The organism is Vaginella massiliensis, assembly GCF_900089075.1.
Taxonomy (GTDB): Bacteria; Bacteroidota; Bacteroidia; order Flavobacteriales; family Weeksellaceae; genus Weeksella; species Weeksella massiliensis_A.
The window spans coordinates 1049978-1073539 of sequence record NZ_LT593746.1 but is presented as its reverse complement, the minus strand read 5'-3'; the positions used below and the strand labels follow the sequence as shown (position 1 = coordinate 1073539).

General features: G+C 40.3%; 19 protein-coding genes and 1 pseudogene. 5 read left to right on the top strand and 15 right to left on the bottom strand.

Translation table 11 applies throughout. The features are described 5' to 3' along the window. The first annotated feature begins 36 nt into the window (after positions 1-36). Both BN8061_RS06365 and BN8061_RS06360 read left to right on the top strand, forming a co-directional pair. Positions 37-2574, top strand: a complete 2538-nt coding sequence (locus tag BN8061_RS06365; protein ID WP_068597988.1) for an ATP-dependent Clp protease ATP-binding subunit — start codon at positions 37-39, stop codon at positions 2572-2574. A gap of 225 nt (positions 2575-2799) precedes the next feature. Further along, positions 2800-4314 (top strand): annotated as a pseudogene (locus BN8061_RS06360) (catalase). A gap of 69 nt (positions 4315-4383) precedes the next feature. Here BN8061_RS06360 and BN8061_RS06355 read toward each other — a convergent pair. From BN8061_RS06355 to mraZ, 14 genes are all read right to left on the bottom strand, one after another. Continuing rightward, positions 4384-4839: a GatB/YqeY domain-containing protein gene (locus BN8061_RS06355; protein WP_068597480.1), complete on the bottom strand. Its 456-nt coding sequence runs from the start codon at positions 4837-4839 to the stop codon at positions 4384-4386. 178 nt (positions 4840-5017) lie between these two features. Continuing rightward, positions 5018-6814 (bottom strand): cell division protein FtsZ, encoded by a 1797-nt coding sequence (gene ftsZ, locus BN8061_RS06350; protein ID WP_068597478.1) that lies wholly within the window; start codon positions 6812-6814, stop codon positions 5018-5020. Between the two features lie 36 nt (positions 6815-6850). Beyond that, positions 6851-8278 carry a cell division protein FtsA gene (gene ftsA, locus BN8061_RS06345; RefSeq protein ID WP_068597476.1) on the bottom strand — a complete coding sequence of 476 codons (1428 nt, stop codon included), beginning with the start codon at positions 8276-8278 and terminating at the stop codon, positions 6851-6853. Then, positions 8271-9008, bottom strand: a complete 738-nt coding sequence (locus tag BN8061_RS06340) for a cell division protein FtsQ/DivIB (RefSeq protein ID WP_068597474.1) — start codon at positions 9006-9008, stop codon at positions 8271-8273. Before BN8061_RS06340 ends, ftsA begins: the two co-directional genes overlap by 8 nt. Next, positions 8998-10338: a UDP-N-acetylmuramate--L-alanine ligase gene (murC, locus tag BN8061_RS06335; RefSeq protein ID WP_068597472.1), complete on the bottom strand. Its 1341-nt coding sequence runs from the start codon at positions 10336-10338 to the stop codon at positions 8998-9000. The genes BN8061_RS06340 and murC overlap by 11 nt, the downstream gene beginning before the upstream one ends. A 2-nt stretch (positions 10339-10340) precedes the next feature. Further along, on the bottom strand, positions 10341-11447 hold the full coding sequence (gene murG, locus BN8061_RS06330; protein WP_068597470.1) for an undecaprenyldiphospho-muramoylpentapeptide beta-N-acetylglucosaminyltransferase: 1107 nt from the start codon (positions 11445-11447) through the stop codon (positions 10341-10343). Then, positions 11422-12621 carry an FtsW/RodA/SpoVE family cell cycle protein gene (locus BN8061_RS06325; protein WP_068597468.1) on the bottom strand — a complete coding sequence of 400 codons (1200 nt, stop codon included), beginning with the start codon at positions 12619-12621 and terminating at the stop codon, positions 11422-11424. The genes murG and BN8061_RS06325 overlap by 26 nt, the downstream gene beginning before the upstream one ends. Positions 12622-12625: 4 nt before the next feature. Then, positions 12626-13957, bottom strand: a complete 1332-nt coding sequence (gene murD / locus BN8061_RS06320) for a UDP-N-acetylmuramoyl-L-alanine--D-glutamate ligase (protein WP_068597466.1) — start codon at positions 13955-13957, stop codon at positions 12626-12628. Next, entirely contained in the window at positions 13957-15192 is a 1236-nt protein-coding gene (gene mraY, locus BN8061_RS06315) for a phospho-N-acetylmuramoyl-pentapeptide-transferase (RefSeq protein WP_068597464.1), read from the bottom strand. Before mraY ends, murD begins: the two co-directional genes overlap by 1 nt. 1 nt (position 15193) lies before the next feature. Next, positions 15194-16660 carry a UDP-N-acetylmuramoyl-L-alanyl-D-glutamate--2,6-diaminopimelate ligase gene (locus tag BN8061_RS06310; RefSeq protein ID WP_068597462.1) on the bottom strand — a complete coding sequence of 489 codons (1467 nt, stop codon included), beginning with the start codon at positions 16658-16660 and terminating at the stop codon, positions 15194-15196. Between the two features lie 2 nt (positions 16661-16662). Next, complete coding sequence (locus BN8061_RS06305; RefSeq protein ID WP_068597460.1) at positions 16663-18633, bottom strand: penicillin-binding protein; 1971 nt, start codon at positions 18631-18633, stop codon at positions 16663-16665. Then, positions 18620-18973, bottom strand: coding sequence for an FtsL-like putative cell division protein (locus BN8061_RS06300; RefSeq protein WP_068597458.1), 354 nt, complete (start codon positions 18971-18973; stop codon positions 18620-18622). The genes BN8061_RS06305 and BN8061_RS06300 overlap by 14 nt, the downstream gene beginning before the upstream one ends. Positions 18974-18976: 3 nt before the next feature. Further along, positions 18977-19873 (bottom strand): 16S rRNA (cytosine(1402)-N(4))-methyltransferase RsmH, encoded by an 897-nt coding sequence (rsmH, locus tag BN8061_RS06295; RefSeq protein ID WP_068597456.1) that lies wholly within the window; start codon positions 19871-19873, stop codon positions 18977-18979. Further along, positions 19860-20327, bottom strand: a complete 468-nt coding sequence (mraZ, locus tag BN8061_RS06290; RefSeq protein WP_068597454.1) for a division/cell wall cluster transcriptional repressor MraZ — start codon at positions 20325-20327, stop codon at positions 19860-19862. The genes rsmH and mraZ overlap by 14 nt, the downstream gene beginning before the upstream one ends. 393 nt (positions 20328-20720) lie before the next feature. Between mraZ and BN8061_RS06285 the strand changes: the two genes are divergently transcribed. Beyond that, positions 20721-21503 (top strand): alpha/beta fold hydrolase, encoded by a 783-nt coding sequence (locus BN8061_RS06285; protein WP_068597452.1) that lies wholly within the window; start codon positions 20721-20723, stop codon positions 21501-21503. Positions 21504-21507: 4 nt separating this feature from the next. Next, positions 21508-22119: a ribosome biogenesis GTP-binding protein YihA/YsxC gene (yihA, locus tag BN8061_RS06280; protein WP_094745901.1), complete on the top strand. Its 612-nt coding sequence runs from the start codon at positions 21508-21510 to the stop codon at positions 22117-22119. Here the strand turns inward: yihA and BN8061_RS06275 are convergent. Next, a complete protein-coding gene (locus tag BN8061_RS06275) occupies positions 22116-22541 on the bottom strand; it encodes a type II 3-dehydroquinate dehydratase (RefSeq protein WP_068597450.1) in 426 nt (141 codons plus the stop codon). The two genes, yihA and BN8061_RS06275, sit on opposite strands and share 4 nt — an antisense overlap. Positions 22542-22681: 140 nt before the next feature. Between BN8061_RS06275 and BN8061_RS06270 the strand changes: the two genes are divergently transcribed. Then, on the top strand, positions 22682-23557 hold the full coding sequence (locus tag BN8061_RS06270) for a heme/hemin ABC transporter substrate-binding protein (protein WP_068597448.1): 876 nt from the start codon (positions 22682-22684) through the stop codon (positions 23555-23557). The last annotated feature ends 5 nt before the right edge of the window (positions 23558-23562 follow it).

Below are 23562 nucleotides of genomic sequence, written 5' to 3'. Positions count from 1 at the left end.
TGGAATAGAATTATTTTAAAAGAAGAGACTACCCTAATGAATGATAATTTCTCACAACAAGTAAAAGATGTCATCGCTTATAGTAAAGAAGAAGCATTGCGCCTTGGACACGACCAAATCGGTACCGAACACTTGATGCTCGGCATTCTACGAGATGGTGAAGGGAAAGCGATTTCTATCTTAGATGCACTTCAGGTAGATTTACACGAGATGAAGACCAAGATAGAGAACCTTTCGCCTGCCAAAGAAGTCGATCCTTCGCATGCTTCTAAAAACCTTACGTTGACCAAACAAGCAGAACGAGCATTGAAAACAACATTTCTAGAAGCTAAACTCTTCAAAAGTGGTACGGTAACTACCGTGCATTTGTTGCTATGCATTCTGCGTAACGAAAATGACCCAATCACGAAACTTATGAAAAACATGAATGTTGATTACAACAATGTTCGAGAAGAATTCAAATATCAGTTTCAGAGCGACGACGCTTCGCAAGAGGCACCACGAGCAGAATCTTCTTCTTTTGATGAAGATGAGACATCAGGTACGCGCAGCGAATTCGACCGTCCGACTGGAAAATCAACCTCGAAAAGTAAAACTCCTGTTTTAGATAATTTTGGACGAGACCTTACGGCTATTGCGCAAGAAGGAAAACTCGACCCTGTGGTGGGAAGAGAAAAAGAAATCGAACGCGTTTCTCAAATCTTATCGCGCCGCAAGAAAAACAATCCGTTGTTGATTGGCGAGCCTGGCGTTGGTAAATCGGCAATTGCAGAAGGCTTGGCACTGCGCATCATCCAACGAAAAGTTTCTCGCGTATTGTACAACAAACGTGTCGTAACCTTGGACTTGGCTTCTCTTGTTGCGGGCACCAAATACCGCGGACAATTTGAAGAACGCATGAAAGCCATCATGAATGAACTCGAGAAAAACGACGATATCATTCTATTCATCGACGAGTTGCATACCATTGTTGGTGCCGGAGGTGCCACTGGTTCTTTAGACGCATCAAATATGTTCAAACCAGCTTTGGCGCGTGGCGAATTGCAATGTATAGGCGCAACAACGCTAGACGAATACCGACAGTACATTGAGAAAGATGGAGCTTTGGTGCGACGTTTTCAGAATGTGATGGTAGAACCTACCTCGCCAGAAGAAACTTTGCAAATTCTGAATCAGATCAAAGACAAATACGAGGCGCATCACAACGTAAATTATACCGAAGAAGCCTTGCAAGCTTGTGTGAATTTGACTACACGTTACATCACCGATCGATTTTTGCCCGATAAAGCAATCGATGCGATGGATGAAGCTGGATCACGCGTTCATATCAAAAACATAAAAGTTCCACAAGAAATTTTAGACCTTGAACAAAAATTAGAAGAAGTACGTGAAGAAAAAACGAAAGTCGTAAAAAGTCAGAAATACGAAGAAGCTGCCCGTTTACGAGATTCAGAAAAACAATTCGAAGCAGAACTAAAACGTGCACAATCACAATGGTTACAAGAATCTAAAGAACATCGCGAAACCGTTACCGAAGACAACGTTGCAGAGGTTGTCTCGATGATGAGCGGCGTTCCTGTACAGCGTGTAGCGGCAGGTGAACTGAAAAAATTGGCTCAGATGAACGACCTGATGAAAGGAAAAGTCATCGGTCAAGATCAAGCGGTAGAAAAAGTGGTGAAAGCCATTCAACGTAATCGTGCCGGACTCAAAGATCCGAACAAACCAATCGGATCGTTTATTTTCTTGGGTACGACAGGTGTTGGTAAAACTCAATTAGCCAAAATATTGGCGAAAGAATTATTCGATTCTAACGACGCACTGATTCGCATCGACATGTCGGAATACATGGAAAAATTCGCGGTTTCTCGCTTGGTTGGGGCACCTCCGGGCTATGTAGGCTACGAAGAAGGCGGACAGTTGACCGAAGCCGTCCGTCGCAAACCGTATGCAGTAATCCTATTGGATGAGATCGAAAAAGCACATCCAGACGTGTTCAATATTTTGTTGCAAATCTTAGATGACGGGCACGTGACCGATAGTTTGGGTAGAAAAATAGATTTCCGTAATACGATTATTATTCTTACCTCGAACATCGGGACCCGACAATTGAAAGATTTTGGAGATGGCGTAGGATTTGGAACGTCTGCCAAGAGAGATTCTGCCGATGAGCGAGCAAAAAGCACTATCGAAAGCGCCTTGAAACGAGCATTCGCCCCAGAATTCCTGAATCGAATCGATGATATTATCATCTTCAATTCGCTATCGAAAGAAAATATAATGGAGATCATCGACATCGAGTTGGCAAACCTAGTCCAACGTTTAGCAGCCTTGGATTACCATCTAGAATTGACTGCCGAAGCTAAAGATTTCATTGCAGAAAAAGGATTTGATAAAGATTATGGCGCTCGCCCTTTGAAACGAGCAATTCAGAAATACATAGAAGATCCGTTGGCAGAGGAAATCATCAACACTAATGTATCGGAAGGCGACCAGATTTTACTCGACCTGAATGAGACCAAAGACAATGTGGTCATTCGCGTGAAAGGAAAAGCCAAAGAACAAAATTCTTAATACGCAGTGTGTTTTCATAATTTTCATAGTCAAAACCGCTTTTTAAAATTATTTTGAAAGGCGGTTTTTTTTTGCTCTACTTCCAGCAATATTGCATTCGTCTAAGAATAGATAAAACTTTTTCCGAAAAAACGATTTATTGTAGTATAGATATTAACTATCGTTTCAACTGTTTACAATACATAAAAGCTATGTAAATTTCTAAAAAATTTAAACTTTTAGAAGATGGGAGAAAATAAATCGAAACTCACAAGATAAAACAGGAGCTCCTGTAGCAGACAATCAAAATGTGCAAACGGCTGGTCCGAGAGGTCCACTACTGATGCAAGATTTTTGGTTCTTAGAAAAAATGGCAAATTTGATAGAGAGGTAATTCCAGAGCGCAGAATGCACGCCAAAGGTTCGGGCGCATTCGGAACTTTTACGGTAACCCATGATATTACACGCTACACAAAAGCCAATATTTTCAGTGAAGTAGGCAAAAAAGTAGAGATGTTTGCAAGGTTTTCTACCGTAGCAGGAGAACGCGGTGCGGCCGATGCAGAGCGAGATATACGAGGTTTCGCTCTAAAATTTTATACCGACGAAGGAATTTGGGATTTGGTAGGAAACAACACGCCAGTTTTCTTTTTCAGAGATCCTATGAAATTCCCAGACCTCAACCACGCTGTAAAACGCGACCCGAGAACCAACATGCGAAGTCCAAACAACAACTGGGATTTTTGGACCCTTCTGCCAGAAGCTTTGCACCAAATAACCATCATCATGAGCGATAGAGGAATACCAAGAGGTTACCGCCATATGCACGGATTTGGTAGTCATACCTATAGTTTCATCAACAAAGATAATGTAAGGCATTGGGTGAAATTTCATTTTGTAACACAACAAGGAATCGAAAATCTTTCGGACGAGGAGGCTGCAAAAGAGGTGGGTATGGATAGAGAATCCTCTCAACGAGATTTGTATGAAGCTATAGAAAGGGGTGACTTCCCGAAATGGAAAATGTACATCCAGATCATGACGGAAGATCAAGCCAAGGAATACCGTTTCCATCCTTTTGATCTGACGAAAGTTTGGTCTAAAAAAGATTATCCACTTATTCCAGTAGGCGAGTTTGAACTCAACCGCAATCCAGAAAATTATTTTCAAGATGTAGAGCAAGCTGCTTTCAATCCGACCAATATTGTTCCAGGCATTGGTTTTTCGCCAGATAAAATGTTGCAAGGACGTTTGTTTTCATATGGTGATGCTCAACGTTATAGATTGGGGGTGAATCATTTTCAGATTCCTGTCAACAAACCCAAATGCCCATATCATGCATTCCACAGAGATGGTGCGATGCGAGTAGACGGAAATTATGGTTCTACAATTCACTACGAACCCAACAGTTTTGGTGAGTGGCAAGAAAACCCTGCGGTAAAAGAACCGGCTTTGGGTATAGAAGGCGATGCCTATGAATACAATTTTAGAGATTACGACACCGATTATTATACACAACCCGGAGATCTATTTCGTATCATTAAAGCCGACGGAAAAGCTGACTTATTGTTCAAAAATACTGCTGCTCAAGTGGGGCAAGCAGAGAAGTTCATACAAATTCGTCATATAAGAAATTGCTACAAAGCCGACCCAGAATATGGCGAAGGTGTAGCCAAAGCATTAGGACTCACTATGGATGAGGTAAACCAATTTGATATGAGTCCCTACGACCGTTGGGCTCCAAAACCTACAAACTCGTAAAATGCACAAACCCCTCTTTTTCTAGGAGGGGTTAGTTTTTCTTATCAATTTCTTAATCGAAAAATGGCGTTATGCTTCTTTATTCAACAGCTTTTTTACTGTTTCAGAAATCAGCTTACCTTCAGCTTTACCAGCCAATTGTTTCGATGCTGTTCCCATCACCTTGCCCATATCTTTGGCAGAATTCGCTCCAAGTTCGGCAATAATGGTTTTTAGAGCAGATTCTAGCTCTTCTGCACTCAGCTGTGCCGGTAAAAAACTTTGGATAATTTCGGCTTGCTTCAATTCTTTTTCCTCCAATTCTGGGCGATTGTTTGCACCAAATTGTTCGGCTGCTTCTTTGCGTTGTTTCACCAATTTTTGCAACAAAGCAATTTCGTTTTCTTCTGTAAATTCAGTCTGAGTTCCTGCAGTTTTTGCCAAGATTATTTCAGACTTGATCGCGCGTAAGGCTTCTAACGCGATAGTATTTTTTTCTTTCATGGCCGTTTTCATCTGGTCCATGATTTGTGTTTCTAAACTCATCGTATTCTTGGTATTTGAACTTCAAATTTACAACATTTAAAAGTTTATTGATAAAAAAGTGAACTTTTCGAATCTTGTGTTAAATATTTAGTATGGCTTTGGAAATGTTCTGAAAACAAAAAAGCCCTCTCGGATCGACAGGGCTTCTTTTTGAATTAATAAGAATATAATATAGCGATTAATCTACATTATCGTGTAAAAAATTGTTTGGTTTGATTTTCGAATCTGTTCCAACAACAAAATCAGAAGGTCTATTTTCTTCACGTTCAGACAAATTCAATCCTTGTCTTTTGTATGCTGGTACATTTTCGTACTCATCAACCTGAGCGCTGTTTAAGGTGTTTTTGAATTTGAAATTGAATTGTTTCAGACGATTACGTCTTTCTTCTATGGTCGAATTCAAAGTTTCTGAAATTGGCTTGTGAAAATCGGTATTCGAAACCGACTCTTCTCTCAGCTTTTCTACCGCCGTCATCGTTTGTTGTGTTTCTGAAAACGGTGAATAAGGCTGTGTTTTCTCTTGGTCTAAAGAAAAAATCACGGTATTTGGTTTTTCTTCTTTTACTGGCTCTTGATAGCTTTGAAACGAATTCTCTGGCTGATTGTAGTTTGACGAACCTTTCGTATCTTGAAACGGCTGCGCAGAAGGATTTTGAGTTGGTTTTTCTGCTGAATATTCAGACTTCAAACGTGGCTCGTACTCGTCTACAGATGATTTTGGTTGTGGTCTTTCGTAAGAAAGTTCATCATCTTCTAAAACATATTTTTTTACCTCTGTTGGCTCATTTCTCAATTCATTTTTAGGTGCATTGTGATCGGATTCGTAGTCGTCTGACAAAGATTCATTAGATTTTTTACTAAAATTGAATTCGAAATTGATCGGATTTACTTTAGGCGTCAACGGCTCTTCGATCGATAATTTTTTGGTAATCGGTTGCTCATCTTCCAAGGCATGAATGATTTTTTCTTCTTCTTTACCAGTATAAATCTGATCTTCCATTGGGAAACCTGTTGCCACCACAGTAATCAAGATTTCTTCGCCAAGATTTGGATCTTCGCCTATACCCATGATGATGTTGGCACTATGACCTGCTTCTTGTTGGATATAATCGTTGATTACTCCTATTTCATCCATCGTCAATTCATTATCACCAGACAACAAGAGCAACAAGACGTTTTTCGCCCCTGTAATTTTGTTGTTGTTCAACAATGGCGAATCTAATGCAGCGACAATTGCTTCTTTTGCTTTGTTTTCGCCTCTTGCTTTGGCAGAACCCATAATTGCTGTTCCGCTATTTGCTAGCACGGTTTTAGCATCGCGCAAATCGATGTTCATGGTGTAATGTTGTGTAATTACCTCTGCAATACCTTTGGCTGCAGTTGCCAAGACTTCGTCTGCTTTTGCAAATCCGCTTTTGAATCCTAAGTTTCCGTACAATTCGCGCAATTTATCATTATTGATAACGATAAGCGAATCTACATTGCTGCGTAGTTTTTCGATTCCTTTTTCGGCTTGTTCTAACCTCATTTTGCCTTCGAAATAAAATGGAGCTGTCACTATTCCCACAGTTAAGATACCCAAATCTTTGGCTACACCGGCAATTACTGGTGCTGCTCCTGTACCGGTACCACCTCCCATACCTGCGGTGATGAAAACCATCTTGGTATTGTCGCCTAGCACGGCTTTTATTTGCTCTATACTTTCTAAAGCTGCTTGCTCCCCAACTTCGGGGTTTGCTCCTGCTCCCAAACCTTCGGTAATGGCCTCACCCAATTGCACGCGAGAAGGAATTGAACTGTTTTGTAATGCTTGAGCATCGGTATTACAGATCACAAAGTCGACCCCTGTAATCCCTTGCGAGAACATGTAATTTACGGCATTGCTTCCGCCTCCTCCAACACCGATCACTTTGATGCTGTTGGAATTATGTTTTTGTAAGTTGAATTCTATAAATCCTTCTGATAAATCGCTCATATTAATTCTTTTTTAATTCTCTTTATGCTATTGCTATTATTCGGTTTCGTTGATCATTTGGATGAATTTATCTGTCCATTTAGAGAAAATACTCGGTTTTTTTGGTTTCTGTTTATCCGATTTTACTTTCTCTCCAAGCTCAGCATCCAATAACTCGTCTCGTTTGTTTTCTGCATTTATGACTTCTTCTTTTGCTTCCTCTTGTTGCACAGTTGTGGTCGCAACAGCAGTTGCACCTTCCATATCGCCAAAAATATTTTCGCGTACTGGATTTTCGTAAAGCTCTTTTATCAAACGATTTTCCAACACGTCTATCCCTTGCATTAGCAATCCGACTACAGTGGCAAATTCTGGACCAGATAATTCTTCTGCTTTTGCCCCTACGATATGCTCATTAGAAAAACCAATACGCACGTCCATACCTGTAATATACTCGGTGAGTTGACGAATATGTTTTAATTTCGATCCGCCACCTGTGAGGACTATACCTGCGATAAGTTTTTTGTGTTGATCTTCGCATCCATAATTTTTCATCTCGAGATACACTTGCTCGAAAATTTCTTGCACTCGTGCATGAATAATCTGTGAGAGACGTTTGAGCGAAATCTCTTTGGCTGCATGACCTTTCAGACCTGGAATCGAAACAATTTCGGTCTCTTTGTTTTCGCCTGGCCAAGCAGAGCCGTATTTTTCTTTCAGCAATTGTGCTTGACGACCAATAATCGAACATCCTACTTTGATGTCTTCTGTGATGACATTTCCCCCGAACGGAATGACAGAAGTATGATGAATGGTGTTGTCTTTGAAAATCGCAATGTCGGTTGTACCACCACCGATGTCAACCAAAGCAACTCCGGCTTCTTTTTCTTCTATACTAAGCGCGGCATTTGCAGACGCCAATGGTTCTAGTGTAATCCCTGCCAATTTGAGTCCAGCGCTTTTTACACAACGAGCAATATTGCGAATAGATGCGACTTGCCCTACTACGACATGAAAGTTTGCCTCTAAACGACTTCCATACATTCCGATTGGCTCTTTAATTTCGCCTTCGTTATCGACTTTGAACTCTTGCGGTAATACATGAATAATTTCTTCACCCGGCAGCATCACCAATTTGTAAACTTGATTGGTCAACAAACGCAGATCTTCTTCATCGATGACTTCTTCTGAGTTTGGTCTTGTGATGTAATCACTATGTTGCAAAGATCGTATGTGTTGCCCTGCAATACCCACTGTTACTTCATCTATTTTCACACCAGAAGACGCTTCTGCTTCAGAAATAGCTTCTTTGATCGAATTGATGGTTTGTGTAATGTTGTTCACCACACCTCTATGTACGCCCAAACTTGGTGCTTGACCGTAACCTAGAATTTCAATTTTTCCGTTTTCGTTTTTCTTCCCGACAAGTGCTACAATTTTTGTTGTACCGATGTCTAAACCTACTGCGATTTTATTATTATTCATTTTCGTTTATTTTGGTTGCCACGACTTGATTTACAAATTTTATGCTTATTTTTTTATAAATTTTCAATTCTTCTAAATTGAGAAATTGGGTATAAAAAAGTTTCAAATTTTTCAATTTTACATCAAAGTTGTTAAGTGTGCCAAGCTCAATAATATAGTCTCCTTTATTGACGATTAAATTAAATGATCTTTGCCCAACTTTTTGTATAGCGATGATATGATTTTTCAACAAGTTATCCGCATTGATGAACTGCACCAAATCGCTCAAACCTTGGTACTCGTTTTCTTTCACATCTCCTGCAATCATCATTACTGGAGCGGAATACACGGCAGAAAGCGGCATGCGGTTTCCGTCTCTCGTGATGTAAAATTCGTCTCGCGCTGTGTTTACACGAGCAATGGGTTCTTTTTGTTCGATCTCCAAATTGAGATTCCCGTACACATCTTTGCTCAATTGTGCCGAATTGATGTACGGACTTGCATTGATTTTTTTTTCCAATTTGTACAGGTCCAAATTGCCAATAGGTGTTTTCAAAATTGGTTGTTTTGGATCGTCTAAAATATCTTTTACCACGCTATCGTTTAGAAAATAATTATTGTTTTGATGCGCGATATTGATATGAAACGATTTCACTTTGCGACACGCATTTCGTTGTACCGAAAAACCAACCAATACGCCTAAAAGTATTAGTCCTAAAAATGCTTTGAGTACTTTCAGTTTAGTTTTCATCCAACCATTTTTTTATGGGTTTTACCAACGTATCGATATTACCTGCCCCAACCGTCAACAACACGTCGAAATCTTTTGTTTTTATTGCGTCGAGCGTGGTCGACAGCGAAGCTACTTCCTTTCGATCCAGTTCAATTTTCTCGAGCAACCAATCAGATGTTATGCCAGCAATTGGCAGCTCTCTTGCGGGATAAATATCCATCAAAATCAACTCATCTACTTTTGCCAAACTCTTTGCAAATTCATCTGCAAAATCTCTTGTTCGGGTAAACAAATGCGGCTGAAAAACAACCAATAATTTTTTGGTAGGATACAGCTCTCTTACCGAACCAATCACCGCGTCTAATTCGCTAGGATGATGAGCATAATCGTCGATGTAGATTTTACCATTCGACTCGAAACGGTTGAAACGTCTTCTCACTCCTTTAAATTCGGCTAAGGCTGCTACAATCGTCTCGGCTTCTACGCCCATATAATCTGCCACCGCCAACGCTGCAAGTGCATTTTCCATGTTGTGCCGACCTGGTAACAAAATCCCCACGTTGTTGATGGTTGCCGTAGGCGTTTTCACATCGAACATATAATGACCGTCTTCTATACGCACGTTGAAAGCGGCGTAATCTGCCTCTTCGTCTACCCCGTAGGTAATTGCATCTGGAAAATCTAAGCCTTTGCGAACGAATAGTTTTTCTGATACAATATTGGCAAATTCATGAAACGATTTTACGACTTCGTCCCGTTCGCCATACACATCCAAATGGTCTGCATCTACCGAAGTGATGATCGCCAATTTTGGTGACAAACGCAAAAAAGAACGGTCGAATTCATCGGCTTCTGCAACGGTAATCTCCCCACCATTGAGGATGATGTTGGAATGATAATTTTCGCAAATTCCACCGAGAAAAGCTGTGCTTTTCAGGTTTGCAAACTTCAACACATGCCCCAAAATAGACGAAGTTGTCGTCTTACCATGAGTCCCGGCAACCCCAATACTGTAGGTATGTTTGGTAATCTCGCCCAGTACTTCAGAACGTTTCATTACTTTGTAACCATGATTTATAAAATGATTCAGCTCTGCATGGTCATTTGGAACTGCTGGCGTGAAAATTACCAAGGTATTTTCTTTATACAATTCTTTGGGAATCAAATCGATTCGATCTTCGAAATGGATTTCGATTCCTTCCGTTATCAATTCATCAGTCAATTCGGTTGGAGTTCTATCGTAGCCCAACACGTTTTTGCCAAGCGATTTGAAATAACGCTCCAAAGCACTCATTCCAATTCCGCCAGCACCAATGAAATAATAATATGTATAATCTAAAACGTTCATGTCTATTTTATCAATCCCAAAATAATATCTACAATCTCTTTAGTTGCATTGGGTTTTGCCAATTTAGAAATATTTGTTCCCAAGAGCTGTTGTTTCGAGCGGTCTTTTGCCAACGCAACAGCTTCTTTCACCAAATTTTCTTTAGCAAGCTCGTCTTTTACCATGACCGCAGCATTTTCTTTCACCAATGCCAAAGCATTTTTGGTCTGATGATCTTCTGCCGCTGTAGGCAAAGGAACCAAAATCACGGCCTTACCGATCATCTCTAATTCAGAAATTGCCATGGCGCCTGCTCGCGAAACAATGATATCTGCGGCTGCATAGGCGTCTTGCATATTGTAAATAAATTCGGTGAGATGGATCATGGGATAACGATCACCCAATTTTTCTTTTATTTTCTGATAATCCAACTTCCCTGTCTGCCAAATCAACTGCACGCCCGAAGCGGCAAACTCTTCTATTTTTTCTAACCAAGAATTGTTGATCATTCGCGAACCCTGACTTCCGCCAACGCTGAGGATTGTGGGTTTGGTCGGATCTAAGTTGAATTGCTCAATAGCAACCGCTTTTGAAGGTAACTCCTCGAACAAATCTACTCGAATTGGATTGCCAGTGTGATGAACTTTTTCTGCTGGAAATTGCGACGCTTCGCTATAAGCCGTGCAAATCGCCGAAGCCTTTTTCATCAAAATCTTATTGGTTACCCCAGGAAATGAATTCTGCTCTTGTAAAACATAAGGAACGCGATTCTTTCCAGCTATCCACAACATCGGTCCCGATGCGTATCCTCCTGTACCAACCGCAATATCTGGTTGAAATTCTTTATAAATTTTCTTTGCCAAAGCAAGTGAACGAATCAATTTGAACGGAAACTTGAGGTTGGCTTTCATATCCGAACGATCGAAACCTGCGATTGGCAAACCTTTGATCGCATAGCCGACCTTGGGTACTTTCTCCATCTCCATTCGACCATCAGCACCAACAAACAAGATATCTGCCTCTGGCAAACGTCTTTTGATCTCGTCTGCAATGGCAATTGCTGGATAGATATGCCCACCTGTTCCGCCGCCACTGATTAATATTTTAGGCGATGTCTTCAATGACCTCATCACTTACTAATTTTTTCTCTTGTTCTATTTCTTCTTTCGACTTGATTTTGGTACTTACGCTCAAAATTATCCCAAACGATATGCAGGTCATCCACAAGGATGTTCCTCCGTAACTTATCAGAGGTAAAGGCTGACCAGTTACTGGAAAAAGATTGACTGCCACCGCCATATTAACGAAGGCTTGTATGATGATGGGCATGCCTACGGCAAATACCAACAAGGTTCCGAATATGGTATGAATTTTTGAGCCTATGATGCAAATTCTAATTAAAATCAGCACGAAAATTCCGATCAAAAACAAGGCACCGAACACGCCGTATTCTTCTACAATGATGGCAAAAATAAAATCGGAAGAAGACTGGGGCAAGGTTTGTTTGAAAACACTTTTTCCTGGTCCTGTCATGTCGTTGAGGCCTCTTGCGATCGCTGCTTTGGCACGCAACACTTGATAGCCCTCGACTCCATCGTCGTTGGCAAATTTGGTAATACGTGAAATCCAAGTATGAACACGCGAATTGGGAATCAAATCTGGGAAATGATACGCAACATACACAAACGTACCGATAAGTCCTATACCTACCACTCCGATAATGAGTAGATATTTTACTGGAAATCCGCCAATGAACAACAACACTACGCACATAAATACCAACATGATTGCCGTAGAACCGTTGGAAGGTAAAATAAGTCCTACCACGACCACAATTGGAATAAACAACGGGATGATGGTCTCATTCAGTTTGAGGTCTTTTGCGCGTGTTTTGGTCAGATAGCGTGCAATATAAATGAGCAATGCTTGCGATGCCAACATCGATGGCTGAATTCCGACGCCTAACCCGGGAATCGTTAACCAACGAGCAGCATTTGCCCCGTCGATTTGCGACCCGGTGAGATTGGTAATCAACAGCACAATCGACAACATAATTACTGCCGCAAGTGCAAACAATCCAAACCAACGATAATCTGCACGTTGTATGGTAAAAATAATCAACAAGCCTCCGATAAGAAAGGCAGCATGTTTGATGATGTGCGTTGCTACAGTTCCAGATCCTACCGTATATACCAGATTGGAACTTGCCGAATATACAGGCAAGAACGAGAACAAGGCGAGCAATATGATAAATGCCCACAATGACTTATCTCCTTTTAGGTATTTTTGGATAAGATTCGACATGATTTTATAATCCTTTTACTTCTTTTTTGAACTGGTTTCCTCGATCTTCATAACTCTCGAACAAGTCGAAACTTGCGCATGCTGGCGAAAGCAATACCGCATCGCCTTTTCTACCCAACATATAAGCTGCTCTCACGGCGTTTTTCATCGAATTGGTTTCGATGATATGGTCTACCACACCTTCGAATGTCTCTACAATCTTATGGTTGTCTACTCCCAAGCACACGATTGCTTTTACTTTCTTTTTCACAAAAGGCATCAATTCTTGGTAATCGTTTCCTTTGTCTACGCCACCAACAATCCATACCACAGGGTTTTTCATGCTCTCCAATGCAAAATACGTTGCGTTGATGTTGGTCGCTTTACTATCGTTGATGAATTCGATTCCGCCGACTTTCAAAACTGTTTCTAAACGGTGTTCTACCGATTTGAAATCAGCTAAACTACGTTTTACAACATCTTTTCTAATTTTCAATATATTCGCTGCCGTTGCTGCTGCCAGTGAATTGGAAATGTTATGTTTTCCCATCAATCCCAATTCGTTTGTTGGCATTTGAAATCCCTCTTCATTCCCTTTGATTTCGAAAATATTGTCGTTCGCAAATCCTTTTTGGTTCTCGTCTCTCATAGAAAAAGATATTTTATTGGCTTTTAATTTTAATTTGTCTATTAATTTGTTTGTTTTATCGTCGTCTTGATTGTAAATCAAGTATTCGTTTTCGGTCTGATTTTCTGCAATTTTCATTTTAGAAAGTGCATATTTATCAAAATCATATTCGTATCGATCCAAATGATCTGGCGTAATATTCAGTAAAATAGCGATATACGGTTTGAAACTTTTGATATCATCCAACTGAAAACTACTGATCTCCAACACATAATACTCGTGCGGATCTTCTGCCACCATTTGAGCAAAACTGTTTCCTATATTTCCGCCCAAACCCACATCCAAATCTGCCTGTTTCATGATATGATACATGAGCGAGGTGGTCGTGGTTTTACCGTTGCTACCAGTAATCGCAATGATTTTGGACTGGGTAAAACGAGAAGCAAATTCGATTTCGGAAATCACTTCTACACCCTTTTGTTTCAATGCTTTGATCAAAGGGGCTTTCTCTGGAATTCCAGGGCTTTTCACCACCAAATCTGCATTCAGAATGCGCTCTTCGGTATGCTGTTCGGATTCGAATGGAATCTGATGCTCTTCGAGTGTGTTTTTATAGTGATCTTTAAGCAATCCTTTATCTGAAAGAAAAACATCAAAACCTTCTTTCTTTCCTAAAATTGCAGCTCCAACTCCACTTTCGCCTCCTCCTAAAACAATCAACTTTTTCATTATCTTATCTTGAGTGTTACGATAGCGATTATCGCCAAGAAAATTCCGACTATAATTGCTCTATTCACTATTTTACTCTCGTGATATCCCAACTTCTGAAAATGGTGATGCAAAGGCGACATTAGAAAAATTCTGCGCCCTTCTCCATATTTTCGTTTGGTATATTTAAAATACGACACCTGCATCATGACCGAAAGGCTCTCGGCAAAGAAAACCCCGCACAACACAGGTAACATGAGTTCTTTTCTTACAATGAGCGCCAAAACCGCAATGAGCCCGCCAATGGTAAGGCTTCCGGTATCGCCCATAAACACTTGTGCAGGATAGGTATTGTACCACATAAAACCGATAAGCCCCCCAAGAAAAGCACCGCAAAAAATCACCACTTCTTCTGACCTCGGGATGAACATGATGTTGAGGTAATCTGCCAAAACAATGTTACCCGATACAAAGACGAACAAGGTCAACGCCAAGACAATAATCGAAGAGGTACCAGCTGCCAACCCATCTATACCATCGGTAAGGTTTGCACCGTTCGAAACGGCTGTGATGATAAAGATGACCGCGAATACAAAAATCAGCAAGACCACCCAAGCGTAATCTTCTTTTTGTTGCTCATCCATAAAGAATAGAATATCCCCATAGTTGAATTCATTTCCTTTGAGGAATGGCACTGTTGTATTCAAGCTTTTTTCTTCTTCGCCAAATCGAACAATTCGGTAAACGTCTTCGGTATTTTTTTGTTCTACTGCTTGTTGTTTTACGGTGACCTGCGGACTGAAATACAAGGTCAATCCGACCAAAACACCAAGACCTATTTGCCCCAAGACTTTGAATTTTCCTTTGAGTCCTTCTTTGTTTTTCTTGAAGACTTTGATGTAATCATCGATGAAGCCAATCACTCCCAACCAAAGCGTTGAGATCAACAACAAAATGATGTAAATATTTTCTAATTTGGCAAACAATAAGGTGGGAATAATAATCGCCAAGATGATGATGATTCCGCCCATTGTGGGAGTGCCTTGTTTTTCTTTTTGCCCAGTGAGTCCTAAGTCACGCACAATTTCGCCCATTTGCTCGCGACGCAAATAGTAAATAATTTTTTTACCATAGAACAAACTGATTACCATTGCCATGAGCACTGCACAAGCCGCTCTGAAAGATGTGTACTGGAATATTCTCGCTCCTGGCAACTGGTATTGTTCGTGTAAAAAATCAAATAAATAGTATAACATGTTATTTATTTAGTTGTTGACTTAATTCATGTGCAATTTCTACATCAGAAAAATGATGACGCTCTCCTTTTATTTCCTGATAGGTTTCGTGTCCTTTTCCTGCAATCAGGATTATATCTCCTTTGTTGCTCATTTTCAAGGCTGTTTTTATCGCCTCTTTACGATCGCTAATTTTTAACGTTCTATTGAAAAATTGAGGTTCTACCCCTTTTTCCATGTCAGATAGAATAGCCTCTGGATCTTCTGACCTTGGGTTGTCTGATGTAAAAATAGCCAAGGTTGATCTGCTCGATGCTATTCTCGCCATCTCTGGGCGTTTGGTTTTGTCACGATCGCCTCCACATCCTACAACGGTGATCAACTGCTCGTTTTTGGTACGGATGCTTTCGATTGTGTTGATTACATTGAGCAAGGCATCTGGCGTATGCGCATAATCTACAATGACCACTGCTCCGGCATCGGTTCGAAAGGATTGAAAGCGTCCGTCTACATTCGAAAGCGTACTCAACGAAGTCAGCACCTCTGTTTCATCTTGTCCCAACAACATTGCAATAGCATAGACCGTGAGCAAATTATAAGCATTGAACTCCCCGATTAAGCTCGTCCACAATTCATTTTTATTGATGTCGAGCAGCATACCATCTAAGCGTGATTCTAAAATTTTCGCTTTGAATTCCGCATCACCTTTCAGGGTAAAAAACTTCTTTTTTGCCTTGGTATTTTGCAACATCACTCGCCCATTCTTATCGTCTAGATTGGATATTGCATAAGAGGTTTCGGGTAATTGATCGAAAAACTTTTTCTTGGCTTGAATGTAATTATGAAAGGTTTTATGATAATCTAAATGATCGTGTGTAATATTGGTAAAAGCGCCCACAACATAATGCAATCCAGCAATTCGGTTTTGATCTATTCCGTGAGAACTCACTTCCATAAAGGCATATTCGCAACCGCGATCTACCGCCTCTTTGAAGATTCGATTCAAAGTTACAATATCGGGCGTGGTATTGTTGGTCGGATAAACATCGCCGTTGATCAAAATTCTGATGGTTGAAACCAAAACCGAAGGATAGCCCAGTTTCTCGAACAATTGGTACAACAAAGTTGTGGTTGTCGTTTTACCATTTGTCCCTGTAACTCCAACAAGTTTGAGGTCTTTGGTAGGATTATCGTAATAATTAGACGCTAAAACTCCTAGCGCAATAGTGGTATCTTCCACTTGAATATACACGACATCGGCATGCAGGTTTGAAGGTAAAACTTCGCAAACAATCACCTTCGCTCCTTTCTCGATAACCTCATCTATGTACAGATGCCCATCGACCTGCGTACCTTTGAGCGCAACAAAAATATCATTCACATTCACTTTTCGCGAATCGAATTCTAGACTGGCAATCATCGCGTGTTGATGGTCACCCAAAATTTGAGTGATATTCAGTCCGTTTATGATATTTTGTAAAGTTTTCATTTTTATTTTAATACTAAATAAATAGTTTCACCTTTTTTGAAGCGTGTTCCTTTGGGTAGAGATTGATTCATCACTTTTCCGATTCCAGTATAGCGCACATCCAAACCGAGATTTTCTAACAAAGGCACCGCTTCTGACCCCGAATACCCCACGACATTTGGCACGATATTTTTTCGCATATCGACATCGAGTTTGGAATTCGAAACGATTTGGGTTTCGATTTTATTTTCGCCAATTTTAGCAGGCATTGGCTGAGGAGTTTTCGAATACACCCAATCCGAAATCCGCTTGAACACTGGAGCAGTAACTCGTCCACCATAATATCCTTTGCTGCGATCTGGTTTGTGAATGATCACCACACAAGAATATTTTGGCTTATCTGCTGGGAAATATCCTGCAAACGAAGCTCGATATTGCATGGGTTGATTTTTTATCCAATACTCGACACGAGCCGTTCCCGTTTTACCCGCTATAGAATACTTATCGGTAAAGATATTAGACGCCGTTCCACCTTGTTCTACCGCTCCCGTCAACATCTGTTGCATCGCCTTAATATTTTCTGGTGTCGAGAGTTGCTCCACCAACACTTCGGGTTCGTAAACAATTTCGGATTCTCCTTTTTTCACCACCTTATCCATAAAAAGTGGCTTCAACATTTTACCGTTGTTGGCAATGGCATTATAAAAGGTCACGATCTGAATTGGCGTAATTCTAAATCCGTACCCATAAGACATTACAGGCAAGGTCAACTTACTCCATGTTTCATCTTTGGGAGTAATGATCCGAGGCATTGCTTCGCCCGGTATATCAACCCCGAGTTTGTCATCGAGTTTCCAATCTTTAAGTTTTTTCAAGAACTTCTCTGGCTCGGCTCCGTAGGCCGCATTGATTAATTTTGCGGTACCAATATTGGATGATTTTTTGATTACTCCATCTACCGTCAAGGTGCCGTATCCGCGACTATCAGTGATGGTTCTATTGTATAATTTATACGAACCATTCCCTACAACCACGGTAGTTTCTGGGTTGAAATAACCATCGTCCATACCCGCCAAAATCGAAACTGGTTTGAAGGTAGAGCCAGGTTCTGCAGCTTCGCCCACCGCATGATTGAAGACATCGAGGTAGGTTCCGTCTTCCATCCGACTTAAATTCACGATTGCTCTCACCTTACCCGTTGCGACTTCCATCACCACCACGCATCCGTGTTGCGCGTTGAATTCGGACAACTGATCGTGTAGCGCATCATAAGCGATCATTTGCAAATCAGCATCGATTGTGGTATAAACAGCCGCGCCTGGGATGGGTTCTTGCTCCCAATTTTTGAAAGGCTTCCAATTACCTCTTCCCATGAATTGCTCCATTCGTTTACCTTCTCTACCGCGAAGCAATTCGCTGTAAGCCCCTTCTAAGCCTGTTTTGCCTCGAGCATCATCAAAACCAATGGTCCTTGCTCCCACGTCACGAACGATCAGTTCGCGTTTGTTTTCGGTTTCATGGATAAAACCACCTCGGTTCTGTCCTTTATTGAAAATCGGGAATTTTTTAATCCGCTGATAATCTTCATAATCCAATCCTTTTACCAACTTCATGTATCGATTCCCTTTTTGGCGTTCTTTTCTGAATTTCTTTTCGTATTCGGCAGCTGGCTGTCCAAACATTTTCGATAACGAATCGGCTAAATTTTTGATTTCCGTCTCGAACAATTCCTCTTTGATCGTTTTGAGATCGACGAATATATTGTGCTTGGTCACCGTGGTTGCCAACAAAGCACCGTTTGAAGCATAAAGGTTGCCTCGCTCTGCTTCTGCTGTTACCAAACGAAAGTTGTTTTCTTTAGCAAACTCATCCAACACCTCGCCCTCGACCACTTTTATTTTGAACATACTGAATAGAATAGCCATTGCCCAAAACAATAAAAATGCGGCAAAAATCCAACCTCGGATAACTACACTTTTTCTATTCTTGATCATATACTTTTTCTACAATTACATACGGCTGAGACAACGGAAGCTCTAAACCGTATTTTTTGGTATGCTCGATGACAGACGACTCTAACTGCATCTGCATCAACTCGCTATGCTTGTCGGTGTAATGCGTTTTGAGATCATCTACCGAGTTTTTGAGTTCGGTTATTCGCACTACTTTTTTATCGACCAGATGCGCACTTGTGATGCTTATGAAAGCCAAACCAACCAGAAACAGCATGAACTTCCAATTCTGTTCAGCGCCATCTTTCGTCAGAAATTCTCCACGAAGAATTCCGCCTAAGGTTTTCTTTTTTACTTTGGTTACTTTCTTTTTTCTAGCCATCTATCAATTCTTTACTGCTATTCTCATTTTTGCACTTCGAGCTCTAGAATTGTTCAACACTTCTTCTTCCGCAGGAACAATCACTTTAGATTGTAAGGGCTTGAATGGTGCCGACCAATTCCCGTACAAGTCGCGTTCTGGCTCTCCGTCAAACATGCCGTTTCTGATGTATCTTTTCACCAATCGGTCTTCTAACGAATGATACGAAATCACCACCAATCGCCCTTCGGGCTTGATCACTTCTGCCGTTTGCGTAAGCATCTCTTTCAATGCCGCCATCTCGTCGTTCACCTCTATTCGAAGCGCTTGAAACAGTTGAGCAAAAAACTTATTTTCTTTATTTTTAGGTATAAAGGAAAAAATTCCTTTCAACTGCTCTATGGTTTCTATCGGTTGATTTGCGCGATTTTTAACAATTTCGGACGCCAGTCTTCTCGAATTTTTCAATTCGCCGTATTCGAAAAAAATTCTGACCAAATCTTCTTCCTCATAAAAATTCACCACGCTCTTTGCCGTAACGTTAGCATGGGCATTCATCCGCATATCCAATTCACCATCGAATCGAGTAGAAAAACCTCTTTCTGGCGTATCGAACTGATGAGAAGAAACACCCAAATCTGCCAAAACACCATCAATCGATTTGTACCCTCTTACTCTTAAATTATTTTTCAGGTAACGAAAATTCTGATCGATCAGCTCAAAACGAGGATCATCAATCAGATTTTGTTTTGCATCCTCGTCTTGGTCAAAGGCAAACAACCTGCCTTCTGCATCGAGGCGTGACAAAATCTCACGAGAATGCCCGCCACCACCAAAGGTACAATCTACGTAGACGCCAGACGGATTCAGCACCAGTGCATCTACACTCTCTTTCAACAAAACTGGATTATGATAACTCATCTTCTTCTCGATCTCCCATTACTTCTTCGGCCAAATCTGCAAAATCATCCATATCGATAGCAATAGCCTTTTCGTACGATTGTTTGTCCCAAATTTCGATAACATCGACATTCAGCACCAACACCACTTCTTTATCTATACCTGCAAACGTTACCAAATCTTTAGAGATTTGGATTCGTCCGTTGGCATCCACTTCTACCTCCTTGGCTCCCGCAGTAAAACGACGAATAAACTCATCGTTTTTGCGATTGAAGCGATTGAGCTTCGCCAATTTTGCCATGATTCTTTTCCAATGGACCATAGGGTGTATCTCCAAACAATTCTGAAAAACTGCTCGTTTTACGACAAATCCATCCTCCATCACCTCTGCGATTTGTTTTTTCAAACCTGCGGGCAACGGAAGGCGACCTTTCGTATCTACCTTACACTCATATGTTCCGAACAAAGAATCCAAAAGCGCTTATTTTTTTTCAAAATTAGAAATTATTTTACCACAATTTACCATTTTTTACCACATTGTTGAAAACTTTTTGCACTTTTTTATCAAAATTGACATGATTAAGTTGAGTATACAATCTATTGCAATAATGACCTACGATAGAGCTTGAGCGATTTTCTGAAGATTTTTGTTGCTCAAACACTTAAAATTGAAGCCTTCTATCTTTTTTTTCGAAAATACCTTTTCTCTACTTATCGGTAGAAAATTCATCTGAATTTGCATCCGGTTGGAGGCATCAAAGCGTTGATTTTGAATTGAATTTGGATTATATTAGTGTAAAATGAATTATATATTGACTTTGCGTCAATATTTTATTTTAAATTTGCACACTTAATCGAGTTTAAATAGATGTCAATAAGTTTAAAACAGAAAGGCGAATTTTCTTATTTAGAAGTTGGAGAGGGAATTCCTATTGTATTATTGCATGGTCTAATGGGTGAATTGAGCAATTTTGATGCACTTACGCAATATTTCTCAACCCGAGGTTATAAAGTATTTGCTCCCGAGTTGCCCTTATACTCTCTTTCGCCAGAAGAAACCCACGTAAAGAATATTGCAGATTTTGTACACCGATTCATTACAGAAGTTGCACAAGAGCCAGTTGTATTGGTCGGAAATTCTTTGGGCGGACATGTTGGATTGGTCGTTTGTAAATTTCATCCATCGGAAGTAAGAGCGCTGTGCCTTACTGGAAGTTCTGGTTTGTACGAAAAATCTTTTGGCGAAACTTACCCTAAACGCGGTGACTACGATTATGTAAAACGTAAAACCGAAGAAGTTTTTTACGACCCGAAAGTTGCGACAAAACAAATTGTAGACGATGTATTCGAAACCGTAAACGACCGCAACAAAGCAATAAAAACGCTCTACATCGCACGAGATGCAATCCATTACAATATGAAAGACGATTTGCAAAATTTCGAGATGCCAGTTTGTCTTATCTGGGGAAAACAAGACCATGTTACGCCACCCGAAGTTGCCGTAGAATTTCATGAAGGTTTGCCACATTCTGACTTGTATTGGATAGATAAATGCGGTCACGCTCCGATGATGGAACACCCCGATTTATTCAATCAGATCTTAGGAGATTGGCTGGTAAAAGTTGAAATCGATCCGAGCACAAAAAAGTAAAAAAATGATTATTCGAAAAGCTGAGTTTCTAAAGAGTTCTCAAACCTACACCGATTGTCCACAGCCCAACAAGCCAGAATATGCTTTTATCGGACGCTCGAACGTGGGAAAATCTTCGTTGATAAATATGTTGACGAACAAGAAGGATTTGGCAAAAACCTCTGGGACTCCTGGGAAAACTCAACTTTTGAATACCTTTGCCATCAACGAAGAATGGTTCTTGACCGATTTGCCTGGTTATGGCTATGCGAGAGTGTCAAAATCGAATCGCAAAGGATTCGAAAGAATGATTTACGATTACTTGGAATTCAGGTCGAATTTGGTGTGCACTTTTGTGTTGGTCGATTGCCGACACGAACCTCAAAAACTGGACCTAAAATTCTTTGAATGGCTGGGCACCAAAGGCATTCCTTTTGCCATTATCTTCACCAAACTCGACAAATTGACCAGTACCGAATTCCAAAAAAAATTGATGGTGTACAAACGCGAACTGTTGAAGAAATGGGAAGACTTGCCTATGATTTTTTCAACCTCATCTACCAGTCAGATCGGAAAACTAGAATTGCTGAATTATATCGATTCTTTGAACGAACAACTGAAAGATCATTTTCATTAATCAATATTCCTGAAACGGTCTATTGCCAACTGATACCCTGGCAATCCTTTACCCGAAATTATTTCAAGACAATTTTCTCCCGTTATGCTGATTTTTCTAAAATCTTCTCTGGCGAAAATATCAGAAATATGCACCTCGATTACGGGTGTGGCGATTGCTTTTATGGCATCGGCTAGCGCATACGAATAATGCGTGAGCGCACCAGCATTTAAGACAATTCCGTCAAAACTAAATCCGACTTCGTGCAACTTATCAATCAGGCTTCCTTCGTGGTTCGACTGAAAATAATGCAATTCAAAATCTTGATTTTCCTTTTGGAGCTCTTCAAAAAAATCTTCGAAGCTTTGCGACCCATAAATTTCGGGCTCACGAACGCCTAGCAAATTGAGATTTGGACCATTGATGATTTGTATCCTTTTCATTTTTTTGACGACTAAGTTACTTCATATTCCATCAAAAAAAAGCATCAAAATATTTTATTTAAAATAATTCTAAATATGTATTGTCAACTAAATATTTTTTTTAATATTTGCACTTTATTTAGTCTTAATATAAATAATATATGAAAAAAGTTATTCTTTTAGGGTGCACACTAGCCATGATGTTTGCTTGTAACAAAGAAACAAAAACAGAAAATGCAGACCAAGTTGTGAGCGAACAATCGGTAAAAAACAGTGACGAAAGAATCGTTTCGCTGAACGGATCCATTACAGAAACTTTGGTTCTTTTGGGCAAAGAAAAAAACATTGTTGGGGTAGACATCACCAGTACATACCCAGAGTCGATAAAAGCTCACACCACCAATTTGGGTCATATGATGAGCGTTACAGCAGAGCCAGTTCTCGCTCTGAAACCAACCTTGGTGTATGCTACAAAAAAAGAAATGAAACCAGAACTGCAAAAGCAGCTGGAGCAAGCCAATATCACGGTGAGATTGATAGAGCAACCAATGACTGCAGAAACAACCAAAGAAATGATAAGATCGATAGCGAAAGACTTAAACGATGATCATTACGAAAAATATCTTAGCGAAATCGATCAGAAATTACAACAAGTTACACCTTTGGCACAAAAACCTAAAGTGCTATTTATCTATGCAAGAGGAGCCGGAACACTGATGATCGCTGGAAAAAACACCCCGATAAAGAACATCATCGAAATGGCGGGAGGTGAAAACGCAATAAATGATGTAGACGAATACAAACCGTTGACACCAGAAGCACTTATCAACGCAAATCCCGATTATATTTTGATGTTCGATAGCGGATTGCAAAGTGTAGGCGGAAAAGAAGGCGTGCAGAAAATAGAAGGTGTAATGACCACAAACGCAGGAAAAAAACAAAATATCATTGCGATGGACGGACAACTTCTATCAGGTTTTGGACCAAGATTGGGCGAAGCAACGCTAGAACTTAACAAGTTGTTACAAGGGAAATAAAGCCC